This is a genomic window from Acinetobacter sp. YH12086 (assembly GCF_013419345.1).
Classification (GTDB): domain Bacteria; phylum Pseudomonadota; class Gammaproteobacteria; order Pseudomonadales; family Moraxellaceae; genus Acinetobacter; species Acinetobacter amyesii.
This window is the reverse complement of sequence record NZ_VPAF01000023.1, coordinates 16,315-31,247: the sequence shown is the minus strand read 5'-3', so window position 1 is coordinate 31,247 and position 14,933 is coordinate 16,315. Positions and strand designations below refer to the sequence as shown.

13 protein-coding genes and 1 tRNA gene are annotated in these 14,933 nt (G+C 39.3%); 5 read left to right on the top strand and 9 right to left on the bottom strand.

All coding sequences use genetic code 11. From position 1 onward, the window contains the following. Nucleotides 1-68: 68 nt before the first annotated feature. Both FTU29_RS16135 and FTU29_RS16130 read left to right on the top strand, forming a co-directional pair. Nucleotides 69-383: a hypothetical protein gene (locus FTU29_RS16135; RefSeq protein ID WP_180122863.1), complete on the top strand. Its 315-nt coding sequence runs from the start codon at nt 69-71 to the stop codon at nt 381-383. After that, nucleotides 383-670 (top strand): HTH domain-containing protein, encoded by a 288-nt coding sequence (locus FTU29_RS16130; RefSeq protein WP_180122861.1) that lies wholly within the window; start codon nt 383-385, stop codon nt 668-670. Before FTU29_RS16135 ends, FTU29_RS16130 begins: the two co-directional genes overlap by 1 nt. An 11-nt stretch (nt 671-681) precedes the next feature. On the opposite strand, the gene FTU29_RS16125 is transcribed toward FTU29_RS16130, so the two are convergent. The 8 genes from FTU29_RS16125 to efp form a co-directional block, all read right to left on the bottom strand. Then, nucleotides 682-1,695, bottom strand: a complete 1,014-nt coding sequence (locus tag FTU29_RS16125; RefSeq protein ID WP_180122859.1) for a site-specific integrase — start codon at nt 1,693-1,695, stop codon at nt 682-684. A gap of 142 nt (nt 1,696-1,837) precedes the next feature. Continuing rightward, nucleotides 1,838-1,914 (bottom strand) — tRNA-Val (locus FTU29_RS16120). Nucleotides 1,915-1,945: 31 nt separating this feature from the next. Further along, nucleotides 1,946-3,958: a DUF3488 and transglutaminase-like domain-containing protein gene (locus FTU29_RS16115; protein WP_180122857.1), complete on the bottom strand. Its 2,013-nt coding sequence runs from the start codon at nt 3,956-3,958 to the stop codon at nt 1,946-1,948. 3 nt (nt 3,959-3,961) lie between these two features. Next, entirely contained in the window at nt 3,962-4,867 is a 906-nt protein-coding gene (locus FTU29_RS16110; RefSeq protein WP_180122855.1) for a DUF58 domain-containing protein, read from the bottom strand. A gap of 12 nt (nt 4,868-4,879) precedes the next feature. After that, nucleotides 4,880-5,836 carry a MoxR family ATPase gene (locus tag FTU29_RS16105; protein WP_180122853.1) on the bottom strand — a complete coding sequence of 319 codons (957 nt, stop codon included), beginning with the start codon at nt 5,834-5,836 and terminating at the stop codon, nt 4,880-4,882. Nucleotides 5,837-6,064: 228 nt separating this feature from the next. Further along, nucleotides 6,065-6,367, bottom strand: coding sequence for a YbdD/YjiX family protein (locus FTU29_RS16100; protein ID WP_078190160.1), 303 nt, complete (start codon nt 6,365-6,367; stop codon nt 6,065-6,067). Nucleotides 6,368-6,380: 13 nt separating this feature from the next. Next, nucleotides 6,381-8,483, bottom strand: a complete 2,103-nt coding sequence (locus tag FTU29_RS16095; protein ID WP_180122851.1) for a carbon starvation CstA family protein — start codon at nt 8,481-8,483, stop codon at nt 6,381-6,383. Nucleotides 8,484-8,677: 194 nt separating this feature from the next. Next, nucleotides 8,678-9,247 carry an elongation factor P gene (efp, locus tag FTU29_RS16090; RefSeq protein ID WP_067762759.1) on the bottom strand — a complete coding sequence of 190 codons (570 nt, stop codon included), beginning with the start codon at nt 9,245-9,247 and terminating at the stop codon, nt 8,678-8,680. A 388-nt stretch (nt 9,248-9,635) separates the two neighbouring features. Between efp and epmB the strand changes: the two genes are divergently transcribed. The 3 genes from epmB to FTU29_RS16075 are packed head-to-tail and all read left to right on the top strand — an operon-like array spanning nt 9,636 to nt 14,523. Beyond that, the gene (gene epmB, locus FTU29_RS16085; RefSeq protein WP_180122849.1) at nt 9,636-10,652 is read left to right on the top strand and encodes an EF-P beta-lysylation protein EpmB; all 1,017 of its coding nucleotides are present in this window, start codon (nt 9,636-9,638) and stop codon (nt 10,650-10,652) included. 14 nt (nt 10,653-10,666) lie between these two features. Then, a complete protein-coding gene (locus FTU29_RS16080; protein ID WP_180076958.1) occupies nt 10,667-12,412 on the top strand; it encodes a GTPase in 1,746 nt (581 codons plus the stop codon). Then, on the top strand, nt 12,394-14,523 hold the full coding sequence (locus FTU29_RS16075; RefSeq protein ID WP_180122847.1) for an EAL domain-containing protein: 2,130 nt from the start codon (nt 12,394-12,396) through the stop codon (nt 14,521-14,523). Before FTU29_RS16080 ends, FTU29_RS16075 begins: the two co-directional genes overlap by 19 nt. An 86-nt stretch (nt 14,524-14,609) precedes the next feature. On the opposite strand, the gene rpmE is transcribed toward FTU29_RS16075, so the two are convergent. Next, nucleotides 14,610-14,834, bottom strand: coding sequence for a 50S ribosomal protein L31 (rpmE, locus tag FTU29_RS16070; protein WP_078190165.1), 225 nt, complete (start codon nt 14,832-14,834; stop codon nt 14,610-14,612). Between the last annotated feature and the right edge of the window lie 99 nt (nt 14,835-14,933).

Below are 14,933 nucleotides of genomic sequence, written 5' to 3'. Positions count from 1 at the left end.
TAAGGTTTTTAATCAGTTGTATTACGGTGACTTCATGTCTCTTACTGATTTTATAGAGTGTGCGATTAATGACTAAAATTCGATTAACAAAACCCCAATTCGCCCAGCTCCAAATTGACAACTTAACTTCCAAAGATATGCCCTACTTTGAAAATTGGGATGCGCAGGAAATTGGACTGTTTAATGCGATTGTGAATGCAGTCGATTACGACAATGAGTTTACTTTCAATATGCGTGGTTGGTCACGTCAGCGTGTAGTAAATGGCACAGGTGGCATGATCGAAGTAAATGAAATGAACGCGGATGAGCTTTACCACTTGTTTAGTTGTTATTTGAGTGGGTTGCCTAGAAATGTGGTGGAAAGTTTGAAGGAGGTGTCTTGATGGGAGCACTTAAATATACAATTACAGTTGAATCCAATGCACCTCCACAGCTTTATTTGGGTGCAATTATTGGTGGCGCAACTGTGGTAGAAATGAGACAGGAAAAAATTGAGTTAATATCCGCTGCTGAGATTGCACAACGACATGGTATTTCAGCTGCTACAGTGCGCAGAAAATTGGCTGCGATTAACCAAGGTACCGAGGGTAAATTTTTATATGATCCAACAGCAGCATCACAGATGCTAAAGGATTCAAATACAAAACGAGGTAGAAAGAGAGCTAATTAGCTCTCTTTTTTTTACGAGTTAAACATTTCCACAAGTTCATCTGCATCTGGGTTGTAATAAACATTCACCAGCACTTCAATTTTTTTGTGACCTGTTATTTTTGCCAATACTTCAACTGGAAGTTTGCGCACCTTTACCATTCTTGATATTGCTTCGTGTCGAGTGTCATGAAAGTGTAAATCCTCAATACCTGAACTGGCTTTTCTGCGCTCCCATAATTTTCGGAATGCATCGGCTGACTGAGGAATAATTCGCTCATCATCATGAGGTATTAAAGCAAGCAACTCTTTTGCAAATTTAGAAAGTGGTACATTGCGCTTGCTTCCGTTCTTGGTTTTTGGGAGATGTACATACCCGTCATAAATTTCAGAGCGATTCATACTGAGAATTTCACCCTTGCGCATAGCTGTTTCTATCGCAAATAAGAAACCCCAAGCAACATAGTGTTGTGGCAATGTGGGTACCTGCCCTATTTCATACTCCAGTAGCTCAAGCATTTTATTTATTTCATGCTGAGCAATCCGTCGATATCGAGATTCAGGCTTAATTGGCTTAGTGATCTGCATCCATGCATTTACATCTAGTAGAAACATTTCCTTTTGAGCATAAGTGAACATAGCGGAAAACAGTGAGATTTCCTTAAGAACAGTATTTTCTTTTACCTGGGTACTTCGCCTATTACGCCAAGCTGTTAAATCTTGGGGTGTGATGTCATAAATATTCTTATAGGCCAGTTCACCAAACTTATTTTCAAAAGTTTTGTATTGAACAAGGATCCAGTCTTTAGATTTTGAGTGGCGGCCTACTTTCTCGAAATATTCATCAAATAATTCTTTGAAGGTAAATATAGGCTTAGTTTCCTCTGCCACTGAATCGCCAGCGTTAGCCTTAAGTTCTAATATCTTTAAAGCAGCCCATTGCTCGCATTCTTTTGGAGTATCTCGGGTAGCTGAATAGCGCTTACCATCAAACATAAGTTCGATTCGGTAAGCATCACCTCTTTTTCTAGGTTTGGGTAATTTCATCGTATGGGTCTTGGCGTAATCTTGGCGTAAATTATGGCGTATTTTCACCAAAATGCACAACATTTGCGCCAACAGCGACAAATAGCAGATATTAAAAAAGGCCTACAAGTCATTGAATTGCTTGTAAGCCTTTGTTTTATCTTGGTAGGTATAAGCAGACTCGAACTGCTGACCTCTACGATGTCAACGTAGCGCTCTAACCAACTGAGCTATACACCTGAAGTCCAAGCATCATATTCATTTTTATTTTTTATGACAAGCCCTTTTCTGAGTTTTTTAAACTTTGCGTACAAGTTTTAAGCAAAGTCTTAAAACATTGAATATCTTGAGAACTTAGCGGAGTACCTACGTAAATTTCCTGCTCAAATAACTTGATGGATTGTTCAAATGAACGCCTTTCATGTTCAGGTACATTTTCAGCCAAACGTTGTAACCAATGCCGAAAACTTTCAGAAGTCAATTTTTGCTGGCTCAAGGGTAAATTCTTTGCGAAATTGGTAATTTCTCTTTCAAGAGGGCTTAAACTTTTTCTTTTATTCCACAAAATCCATATAAAATATAATGCTACAATGCCACCAATACTCAAAATAAGAATTAAAACAACTGCATAAGCAGAATTTGTACCGAGCTTTTTAAACCATTGTTGTTGTGATTCAGCATTATAACCCACCACCTTGCTCTGCCATTGGTAACTCGCATAATCACTCCATACACGGACTTTTTTCAACATCGAAAATTGTTGATAGGCCCAAGTCGACTGCTGGCTCCCAAAAATTGTCCGATCTTGTTCCATATAATCCTGCATCCCCCCATCGATACGCTGCGGTGCGATCATGGCCGTCGGATCAATACGACGCCAATGTTGATTGACATAAACCTCTGTCCACGCATGTGCATCGAGCTGACGAACCTCCCAACTTTTTCCATCTGGTGCTAATTGACCACCTTGATATCCCACGACAATACGCGACGGTACGCCAACATAGCGCATCAACATTGCAAAACTTGAAGCAAAATGTTCGCAAAAGCCCTGTCTTGATCCAAATAAGAAATCATCTATCCGATTTTGCCCCAATACACCTGGGCTTAAAGTATATGCAAAGCGATTTTGTTTATACCATTGCAAAACTTCGGCAATATAACGCTCAGGATTTTGACGACTTCGCTGCCATAAAGTTTGGGCCAATTGTTGTGATTGAACATCCAAGTTTTCAACATAGCGAGTGTTTAATTTTTCAAGTAAAGTTACATTTTTTATTTGTGGCGGCTCTGCACTTCCTAACCATTTCAGTTGAATCGGCTCTGTACGTGCTGTTAATCGGTAGGGTGTAATTCGACCATCTTGACCTAAAGCAAAACGTGCTTCATTGGGAACGGATTGCTCCAACGACATAATCCACATCACAGTTGGGTCGGCAGCCAAATATTGATAATTCAACGCCCGCTTGGTTTTTAACTCGGCTGGATTCAGCTGTATAACGTTCTGGTTAAAAAAATGACTTGTCCATTTAGAACCATCATATTCATCTAATGCCATCGCCCGCCAATACAGCTCTGTACGTGGTGGCAAGGCTTGAATATCTCCGATTATACGAAATGCCAAGCTACTCGACTGTGATAACTCAGCAATATCGCCAGGAGACATGCTGTCACTGATTCCTGTTGTGGCTTTATTTTCAGGAATAGGAATATGCCATAGCGGCGGCAGGCGTGGAAAAAAGAGAAACAGTAATATAAAAAATGGAACAGCTAAGGCAATAAATTTTCCCACATGCCCAATATCTTGTTTAATCGCTTGTATTTCACCGCCAGAGTTTTGGCTAAAACCAACGGTCTGTAAACGGAATAATCCAATAAAGCAGCTCAACAACGCCAACAAAATGACCAATGCCATGGCAAAAGACTGGCTAAACAAAAAACTACTGGCAATCACAAACATCGCAAAGTTAAATAGAATAATTACATCACGACGTGTTTTTGTTTCTAAAGATTTAGCAAATAAAAATGTACTAAGTACTGTAACCCCTGCATCAACACCAATAAATGTTTTATGACTTATGTAAATGCTGAATAAAGCTATCAATGTCAGCACATAGGTTAAAATTTTAGAAAATGGTTTTTTAGTTGCGCGGGTATTGTGTAATAAAATAAGCCAAATGACTAAAAATACTAATGATGTCACCACTGGTATATAAAGCATTTGCGCAATGAGCAACAAAGCTAAAGTGAGTAGTATGGAGCGGCGTATGGTATTTTCAATCATCAATTAAGCCTGCGCCAATAACCGTTTAGCTTCGGAAAAATGCAGTGCTCCAGTGCCTGATGCTAACTCAGCATTAGGTAAATACAGTGCATATTGATCGTGATTTTGCTCAGCCTGCTCGACCAAACCCATCATAAGGCTAAGTTTTTCTTCATGACTTTGAGCTGGCATATAGTGATAATGAATCTCCAATTTCTTTAGATCTTCATACTGTTCAAAGACTTTCACATATAAGCCTTGTCCTCGTGCTGCTTGTTTCCAAGACACCGCATGAAGTGAATCCCCCGTCTGAAAACTCCGTAATTCGCGAAATTCATCAAGATCAGGTTCAAAATTTTGCTGTTGTTGCTTATTTTCAACGGAATGCAAACTGGCTTGAGGTGCAACCCACGCTGGTTGGTGTACGTACAAATACGTCCAGGCCCGAACCAAACCAAAGGGATAAACACTATAAATTTGTATAGGTGGAATCTGAAAAACACCGCGTTGACTGGTTATAAAATTTAATTGAAAGCCATGCTGTTGCGTATTGAACAATAATTTATGTAGCTGATTTTCAGTTTTAATCCACAAATATCGCGCCTGCTCGCTCTCTTGTTTAAAGTAAATTTCAACCGAAAGTAATTCACCTACTTGCGGTGTATCAACAACATTTATTTGAATCTGCAACGCATGAAGCTGTTTAAAAGTAATATAGAAACTAATACACAATACGGCGCTAATTAAAAAGCAAAATCCTAAAATCAAGTTATTGGCATAATTCACACCAGCAATAAAGGTGATAAAAATTAACACGAAATACAAGTAGCCTTGCTGATAGATAAAGATCAAGACGTCTTTTTGAGTCAGCTGCTTGTGCTGATCGATTTTAAATCGACGTTCAATCCATTGCTGCCACATCGAAGCCAAGGTTCAACTCCTTTATTGAATCGAAACTTGTTCTAAAAGCTTAAAGGCTTCAAGATCTGACAGCCCAATTCGATGAGATACTACAGCAGCAAACACCGCTTGCACATCGTCAGGATTCACATAATTTCGCTGCTCAATCAGCGCATAGGCTTGCGCAGCTTTCTTTAAGGCTAAAACACCACGCGTAGAAAGACCATGTCTCCCTTTACGTGTTTCAGCAGCAAGATCCAAAATGTAATCCATCAAACGATCACTCAGATGTATCTGCTCGACAAAACCTTGTAGTTGTAAAATTTCTGCTTCATTAAAGATACGTGCTAATGCCGCAATCAGATCATGGCGTGAAGTTTGTTGGAGCAATAATTTCTCTGCCTGACGCGATGGATAACCTAAAGACAAACGCATTAAAAACCGGTCCAACTGGGACTCAGGTAAGGCATAAGTACCACTTTGAAATGAAGGGTTTTGTGTCGCAATCACCCAAAATGGTTGAGGCAAAGCATATCGTACACCATCGACCGTCACATAACCCTCTTCCATGGCTTCTAATAAAGCACTTTGGGTCTTTGGACTACAACGGTTGATTTCATCTGCCAATAATATTTGGGTAAAAATTGGCCCAGATTTAAACTCAAAATGATGTTCTTTTTGATTAAACATGTTTACCCCAATCACATCACTGGCCAGCATGTCATTGGTAAATTGAATCCGTTGAAACTTTAATCCCGCCAAATGTGACAAGGCGCTAGATAATGTCGTTTTTCCTAAACCAGGTAAGTCTTCAAATAGCACATGCCCGCCTGCCAATAGACAAGCTAAAGCCAATTTGATTTGCTGATTTTTATCCAAAATAATTTGGTTAATTTGTTCGAGGAATGTATTTATTTTCGGGTAAAAAGGCGCAAGGCTCTGCTCACTTAAAAGCGTTGATGTATTATTTTGTTGGCTTTTCTCTGATCCCCAAAACACCTTTTATTCCCCAATAAAAAAGTTAAATGAATGACTAAAATACAGTGTTTTATTTAAAAATACAGTGTTTATCTCCAAGCTATACCCAGTTCCATACTTTAAATAGATATCCTTGATATTTATTGAGTATACAAAAGCGTTGTTTTCGCTTCGACTGATCACAAATCAGCAATAAAAAAAGCGTCCCGAAGAACGCTTTTTATTTGTTTTTTAGCGCGAGTCAAGGCATTAGCAAGGACACTTCTTCATGTCACCACCAGCTGATGGATAACGTGCATCTACACAGTGACGATAAAATGTTTTTGCATCCATCGCTTCCAAATCAGGATGATGTTTTGCCATATGTTCCAAATAGTTTTGGTAATCTGGCACACCCACCATCAGGCGGAAGCTTTGCTGTAAACGTTGCCACAACGTCGCAATACGTGACCAATTTTTCGGGTTCAGAATTAAATCCTTCTGCGACATAATGGTCATTTTAATGATTTTATAAATCACCGTTTTTCCACTTTTTGCAAACTTCAGGTTCATTCATATTCCCCTATTAATGTGCTGAATTTGACGGATTAATTTCAGCTGGGTCACGGTAAATCGCTTCTGCTTCATTCACCGATGGATTTGGATTTGCCAAGGCACGACGCACCACACCAATCGCTGCAAATAACATCACAAATGCCACGATCATAAAGAATGCACAAAGACCGGCATTGATTTGATTCGACAATGCAACCGTATGCATTTCAGCCATGGTTTTCGCAGGTGCCAACAATTCATTTTTCGCAATGGCTGCATTAAAACGATCTGCTTGAGCCAAGAAACCAATCTTTGGATTTTCGTGGAAAATCTTCTGCCAACCAGCGGTCATTGAAGTAATAAACAAGAATAATGTTGGGATAATTGTCACCCAAACATACTTTTGTTTTTTCATCTTGAATAAAATCACTGTACCCAAGATCAATGCCATCGCAGCAAGAATTTGGTTACCAATACCAAATAGCGGCCATAAGCTATTAATACCGCCGAGTGGATCAACCACGCCTTGGTAAACGAAGAAGCCCCAACCTGCAACAGCCACCGCTGTACCTAACAGATTTCCGAAGAAGTTATGTGAGTTTTTAACCGCAGGAATCACGATACCCACAGTATCTTGCACCATGAAACGACATGCACGCGTACCTGCATCCACAGCCGTTAAAATAAAGAGTGCTTCGAATAAAATCGCAAAGTGATACCAGAACGCCATCATTGAACGGTTATTGAAAATTTCCGTAATGATATGCGCCATACCAATCGCAAATGTTGGTGCACCCCCTGTACGAGACAGAATCGAGTTTTCACCCACTTCTTGTACAAGTAAGGTCAATGCTTCAGGTGTGACCACGAAGCCTAATGTACGAACTGCTTCTGCAGCGGACTCAACCGTTGTACCAATTACCGCTGCTGGTGCATTAATCGCAAAATACACACCAGGCTCAAGAATCGTTGCACAGACCAAAGCCATAATCGCAACAAAAGACTCCATCAACATGCCGCCATAACCGATCATGCGAATATCTTTTTCATTATTCACAAGCTTCGGTGTCGTTCCTGAAGAAACGAGCGCATGGAAACCTGAAATTGCACCACAGGCAATGGTAATAAACAAGAATGGGAACATTGAGCCTGCAAATACAGGACCAGTACCATCAATAAAATGCGTTACCGCTGGCATTTTCATCTCAGGTAAAGCAAACATGATCCCGATTGCTAAACCTGCAATAACACCAATTTTCAAGAAGGTAGATAGGTAATCACGTGGTGCAAGCAGTAACCAAACAGGTAATACTGATGCCACGAAACCATAACCAATCAACCACCAAGTTAGTTCAGTACCTGAAAGTGTAAAGAATGGCCCCCAGTACGGATGCTGTGCAATGTCACCACCATAGATAATCCCAGCCATCATCAGTACAAAACCAATGATCGACACTTCTGCTATTTTACCCGGACGGATAAATCGCATATAGATACCCATGAAAATCGCAATCGGTACAGTGGCCGCGATACTGAAAACACCCCACGGACTATTGGTCAACGCTTTTACAACTACCAAAGCCAGCACTGCTAGAATGATGATCATCACGCCAAGTGCACCAAGCATCACGATGATTCCGGCAAAAGAACCCAGTTCTTGTTTTGCCATTTCACCGAGTGAACGACCATCACGACGCGTCGAGATGAATAAGACTAAAAAGTCTTGAACCGCACCCGCAAGAACGACACCCACTAAGAGCCAAATTGTTCCCGGCAAATAACCCATTTGCGCAGCAAGAATCGGACCGACTAAAGGACCTGCGCCTGCAATCGCGGCAAAGTGGTGACCAAATAGAACACTTTTATTGGTCGGCACATAATCCAAACCGTCAGCTAAGCGATGAGCAGGCGTTAAACGTCGCTCATTCAGTTCAAAGACTTTATTGGCAATAAATAAACTATAAAAACGATATGCAATGCTATACACACAGATTGCTGCAAGGATCAGCCAAACTGCATTGACATGCTCGCCTCGACTGAGTGCTAGTATGCCGAATGAAACGGCACCTAGAATGGCTACAAACAGCCAGATAATCTTCGAAGCCATTCCTGACTTCGGTTGAATGTTTTCCATCTCAATCCCTCATAAATGTTGAAATAAATCAGCTTGATTTTTCTTGTTCGAGGTACTGCTGTTTCTTCCCTTGAAACTCTACTCCTGTTATAGGTTTTTTCATCTAATACTTTGGAATAAAAATTTAAACCAATAGGTATAAAAAAAGGGATGAATCACTTCATCCCTTTCGATAATAGTCTATTTTTAAACCATTATGCACGTTCTAAATAGTCACCAGTCCGAGTGTCTACACGAACGCTTTCTTCTTGCTGTACGAATAATGGAACACGTACAACTGCACCAGTTTCAAGCTTAGCCGGTTTACCGCCACCGCCTGAAGTATCACCACGTACACCTGGATCAGTTTCAACGATTTTTAATACAACGAAGTTTGGCGCGCTCACAGTTAAAGGAACACCATTCCATAACATGATTGTGCAAAGTTCGTTAGAGTCATCTTTCAACCATTTAGCCGCGTCGCCCATAGCAACTTTATCAGCAGCGATTTGTTCGAAAGATTCTGGGTCCATGAAGTTCCACATTTCACCGTCGTTATACAAGTAGTTCATTTCAACTTCTTGGATGTCAGCAGCTTCTAGTGAATCACCAGATTTGAAAGTTTTTTCTAAAACTTTACCAGTTTTAAGGTTACGTAATTTTACGCGGTTAAAAGCTTGGCCTTTACCTGGTTTTACGTATTCGTTTTCCATGATTGAACATGGGTTACCGTCAAGCATGACCTTAAGGCCTGACTTGAAATCATTCGTAGAATAATAGGCCATGACTGGCTCACTCCAAACTTACTAACTTTAATCTATAGATGCTATGGGCTGTAACATGTCATTTAGCAAGTACTGACTGTAACATTGGCTGCCACATGCACATTAATGTGATATTGCGTATTCTAAATGACCAATGCACCATGTCGCAATGAAAAAATCCCCATTAAAGGGGTCAAGCTGCTTAACTTACACTCAGACATTAAAGAACTTTGTTTATACAATGCCCACAAACAGGTAAAATTGCTGTTTAATGAAATTTAATAAATGTTTCGTAGGCTTCATCCGTTGTGAGCTTTATCGGAATTATTTCAGCTTACACTTCAAAGTTCGACGCATTAATTTCAGCAATATTCCCCACTCACCTTTCTGCATTTTTTAAACATTCAGCATGATAAACTATTTATTTCAAGAGCAAAACTGGCAAACTCAATTGAGTGATTTGATTACAAGTCCTCAAGAATTACTTGATGTATTAGAACTTTCCCATGATCAGTTATTATCGGGTGCTCAGTTCGCAGCAGATGAGTTTCGCCTACGCGTGCCGCGCGCTTTTGTCGAAAAAATGCAAAAAGGTAATCCGCTCGATCCGCTTTTACTCCAAGTCCTACCGCATCATTTGGAACTTGAAGAACACGCCGGTTTTGTTACCGACCCATTAGGTGAAGAACAAGCTAACCAACAGCCTGGTGTATTACATAAGTACAAGTCTCGTTTTTTACTAACTTTAACCGGCGCCTGCGCGGTCCATTGCCGTTATTGTTTCCGCCGGCATTTTCCATACCAAGAAAACCTGCCTAAAAATGACGATTGGCCAAACATTAAACAATATATTGAACAACAACCCGATATTAATGAAGTGATTTTAAGTGGTGGAGACCCGCTCACACTATCAAATCGTAAACTTCAAGTGTGGATTGAACGTTTATCGACTTTGCCACAAATTAAATTTTTGAGAATTCATTCACGAGTTCCTATCGTAATCCCCAACCGTGTCGACGAAGAGCTGGTTTCTATTTTAAAAAACAGTAGGCTACGCATTATTCTAGTGGTACACTCAAATCATCCATCAGAGCTAGATGACTTCACGTGCAGCCAGCTTCAACAGCTTGTCAAACAAGGAATCACCGTGCTGAACCAAGCAGTCTTATTAAAAGGGGTTAATGATTCTGCAGAAGTATTAGTCGATTTAAGTTACCGCTTATTCGACGCAGGTGTAATGCCATATTATTTGCATGTTCTGGATAAAGTAAAAGGTGCTCATCATTTTGATACACCAGCTCAGGATATTGATTTAATTTATAAAAAAGTTTTAGAGAACCTACCTGGTTATTTGGTTCCTAAACTTGTACGGGAAATAGCGGGCGAAAAAAACAAGACACCGCTTTTTGGGGCTTCAACTTTTTGAGTTAAATAATAAAGATGACCACGCATACTTCAGATACGTTTTACAATCCGACTGAATTAAAGCTGGATAAATTAAGCTTTTGTCCGACCAATGCTAAAGGTCTGCAAGAGTGGTTAAACGGTATTTCAATTTTACAATTGGGTACCTCATCTAAAGCTTTATTCAATGCCTTACTTGAAATCTCCGAGCTGAAATGCCAAGAGATGTTACGTTTTGATTTGGTTCAAATTTTACATCCGACTATGGAAAGTGTGCTCACAAGCTTAGAAAAACACTTTACCAATCAAAGCCTCATTACCACGGATCGTAATGACCAAATCATTGAATTGGCGATGCTTTTACGCAGTCACTTTGCCAAAATCTATATTGATATTGCCAAACGATGTAATCAGCAGCTCAATCAACAAAAGTTTTCGATTTTTTCATTCGGCCATAAAAAAAGCTTACAAACCGCTCGAATTGCATCAATCTACTATGCGTTGCAACAACTGACACTGTTGTTGTATCAACAACATATGTTGTATGCCACACCGACTGCAGGTCAATGGATTGCGGCACATCAACTGATTGAATGTGCCATTGAACACAATTTCTATCAAAGTAATGTCAATCAGTTACTGGGTACTCAACATCAAATTGCAAATATTGCTCAAGCTTATGCACAATTAATCTTATTAGATATTTTCAATAATCATCAGATTCGCCCTGCTGAAATCCAAGGTTTGTATTTATGTAGCTTTGACTGGGCAAAATTGGTTCAAATCCTACCGAAAGAAACCACGCTTTCACGCTATGTTGTAGACACGAAAAAAGATCATCCACCGATTTATAACTCAAAACAAGATCGGTCTTATCAAGCCAATGTATACATTTCAACGCAAAACTTGCTCGATCATTTGACCGAAACGCAAACTAGAAATGCCAATTATTTATCTAAAAATGAAAAGTTATTTTTAACTCCAGCGCTATATTTCCATATTCATAATATTTTGACCAACAACACTGAACGTCGTCATGAACGTTATGAATATTCTGCGCAAATTAATATTTGCTTTAGCTTAATGGTGGCACATTTCTATCTCTCTAAAGGTAAAAACTTCCACGAAACTTTAGATTTGGAAGGCAATTATCAATTCCACAATGAAGCCTCTTTTGTCAATTCGCATGATTCAAATATGCCAACAGGCATGACTAATGCGAAAGCGCTAGATCGTGAAGCAAAACAGATTCATACCGCTGACGTATTAGATATTAGTGTGAATGGTTATCGCATTAAATGGACTGGCCCTACCCCTGCTAATTTAAAAACCGGCGAATTTATTTTGATCCAAGAAAATGCTCAAAGCCAATGGCGTGGCGGTGTTGTTCGTTGGATCAAACAATCGACTGAAAAAAGTTTGGAATTAGGTCTCGAAGTGCTGGCTCAAGATTTGTATCCATGTTCAGCCCATATTCGTACCGACCGCAATACAACAAATCATCAACCTGCTTTATTGGTACAGACCACACAACTTGATCAAGTGTCTACGACCTTAATTTTACCTGGGGCAAATCTCTTCCGAGAGAAACAAACGATCCACCTTCGCTTAGGCAAAGAAGACATCAAAGTCTATCTCACCAAAGCGCAGTTGGTGACGCAAAGCTTTATTCGCTTTGAATATGAATTATTGAATGAAGAGCAAGAAAATGTCGTTAAAGACTTTATTGCGAAACAGAGCAATGAGATCAAAAATAACGACTTATGGGAAGCATTAAAGTGAGAAATCCATTACTATCCAAAAAACTAAAACGTACGGAAACTCGATTACTCATTATTGATGATAATCAAATACGTTTTAACCAGATACGTGATTTATTGACAGACAGCGAACATCAAGTTCATGCCATATTACTTGATGATTTACAAAATTTCGAAAAACAGCTGAATCTCAATTGGGACTTGATCATTTTTGGACGTGCTTATGATTTAAAATATGAACAAGCTTTAAGTTTAGTTCAACTATCGAGCCAACCGAATTTACCGATTATTTTACTTAAACCCGAAGACTATCAAGCAGAACAATATGCAAGTTTAGTCAAAAAAGGGATTTATGACATTGTCGATATTGCTGAACCTGAGAGTTTCTATTTTGGTTTAATCCGTGCTTTATCCTTTAGTCGCCTACAACAATCGCAGCAACATTTAATGGAAGAGCTCGAAACAGCTCAAATCCAAACCCAGTCTTTAGTTGAAGATAGTCGTAAAGCGGTTGCCGTGATTCAAGAAGGCATTCACATTCAAGCCAATGCTGAATATCTCACTTTGTTTGGTCTAAAAAATGAAGATGATGTAATTGGTCTGCCTTTACTCGATCTATTACAACCTACTGACCTCAACGACTTTAAACAACGCTTTAAAAAAATTAGCCAAGGGCAGCTCGATTTAGGACGTTTTGATCTCGTTTCACAAAATATCGCAGTGGCTGGGCAAAACCCACTAAAACTCGAATTTATTGCCGCGGCTGAAGAAGATGCTTTACAGCTCGCAATTGAAATTGGCAGTCAAAGCAGCAATGCTGTAAGCAATGCTCAAGTTGAAGCTAGCCCACAAAAACCAAAAGCATTTCAACAACTCAACCGTACCATTGCTCAGCAACCTGCTAATGTAAATGCAGTAGTTCTATTTACATTGGCTTCTTGCTCAGATGCGATTTTTCAAAAAGATTGGAATACTTATAAGAGCTATTTCACCAATATTAAAGACTTCTTGAAAGATCAGACTCATGCTCCATTATTTAGTTTAGATAATGGTGCAATCGTTGCCTTATTCCAAGCGGATAATCAACTCAAACTTGAGTCTAAATTGATTGGTCTTAATACCCTGAGCAAACCTCAATTACTCAGTGTAAACAATGAAACTTATCCATTAAATTTACGCATAGGATACAGTGTTTTAGACAGCGATATTCGTGATGAAGTACATTTTGATACATTTATTGCGAAAGCCTTTAATACTGCGCTACCAACCAACCAACAAGTACCTGAAATCGATTTAACGATTCCATTAGAAATTGACATACCAAGTTTGGATTTTGGTACACCAGAAGCACAAATTGCGCCGATTGTCGTTAGTGATGAAGCTCCTGTTATCAAGGCCCTTCGCAACTGCTTAGAACGCGGTGAAATTCATCTTAAATATCAGCAACTGTATGATAAAGAAGATACACATCTTTATACTTATGAAGTAACCAGCGGCTTTATTTTTGAAAATAAATGGAAAGATATCGCCCAACTTCGTGAATTGGCTGAAGACTCAGAGCTATCCATTAAATTGGATCGTTGGATCTTGGTTGAATCGTGTAAACAACTACACAACTTCATCACTCAGTTCCCTGAAGCGAAATTAATCGTTAACCTGAACAAAGAAGTGCTATATAACGACCGCACCTTCCCTGAGTTTATTTCGAAACTGATTACGATTATTCGTAGTAAATTGAAAAATCCGATAATTTTACAATTTGCAGAAGAAGACATTCAGCTCAATATCGATGCCGCTCAAAAAGCATTTGTTGAACTTCGTAAAAATGGTGCCGAACTGGCTTTACGTAATTTTGGTCATTCGATGTTTAGTGAATCATTATTACGTCAAATGGATGTTCACTGCTTAACATTAGATTCAAGCTTGACCCAAATGCTTGCAAACGACAAGTCATGCCAAGAGCTGCAAGAAAAAATTACCACTTATCATGAAATCAAAACTGTTGAAATCATGCTACGTGAATTAAATGACATGACACTGTTTGCCAATGCTTGGAATGTAGAAGCTCGTTTTATTCAAGGTGATTATTTCCAAAAGAAACTCGATCATCTCATCGATGTTCAGGACCAATAAGGTTCTGAACATTGCCGATTTAAGGTTTATCTTTTTATCGGCACAAAAAAAAACGGGCATAAAGCCCGTTTTTTTCGTTTTGGATATTAACGTTTGATAGAACGTGACATACCAGCAAAACGTTGTTTGAATTTGTCGATACGACCGCCAGTGTCAACGCTTTTCTGTTTACCAGTGTAGAATGGGTGACAAGCAGAACATACGTCTAAGTAAATAGTTTCTTTACCAAGAGCTGAACGAGTTTCAATTACGTTACCACATGAACATGTAGCAACTAAAGTTTCATATTTTGGGTGAATATCGGCGCGCATCGTCGATTACTCCTAAGATTTAAGAAGGTTTAGCTGTCATCGCAATTGATCACTCTTGCATCACTACAAGGAAGGCTTAAAAAAGCAGACCAACACCAT

Coding starts and splice junctions, on each gene's coding strand:
- FTU29_RS16080 (WP_180076958.1), top strand. CDS start 10,667: ATGACCACGCATACTTCAGATACGTTTTACAATCCGACTGAATTAAAG.
- FTU29_RS16135 (WP_180122863.1), top strand. CDS start 69: ATGACTAAAATTCGATTAACAAAACCCCAATTCGCCCAGCTCCAAATT.
- FTU29_RS16100 (WP_078190160.1), bottom strand. CDS start 6,367: ATGAACCTGAAGTTTGCAAAAAGTGGAAAAACGGTGATTTATAAAATC.
- efp (WP_067762759.1), bottom strand. CDS start 9,247: ATGGCCTATTATTCTACGAATGATTTCAAGTCAGGCCTTAAGGTCATG.
- FTU29_RS16125 (WP_180122859.1), bottom strand. CDS start 1,695: ATGAAATTACCCAAACCTAGAAAAAGAGGTGATGCTTACCGAATCGAA.
- FTU29_RS16130 (WP_180122861.1), top strand. CDS start 383: ATGGGAGCACTTAAATATACAATTACAGTTGAATCCAATGCACCTCCA.
- FTU29_RS16075 (WP_180122847.1), top strand. CDS start 12,394: ATGGGAAGCATTAAAGTGAGAAATCCATTACTATCCAAAAAACTAAAA.
- rpmE (WP_078190165.1), bottom strand. CDS start 14,834: ATGCGCGCCGATATTCACCCAAAATATGAAACTTTAGTTGCTACATGT.
- FTU29_RS16095 (WP_180122851.1), bottom strand. CDS start 8,483: ATGGAAAACATTCAACCGAAGTCAGGAATGGCTTCGAAGATTATCTGG.
- FTU29_RS16115 (WP_180122857.1), bottom strand. CDS start 3,958: ATGATTGAAAATACCATACGCCGCTCCATACTACTCACTTTAGCTTTG.
- epmB (WP_180122849.1), top strand. CDS start 9,636: ATGATAAACTATTTATTTCAAGAGCAAAACTGGCAAACTCAATTGAGT.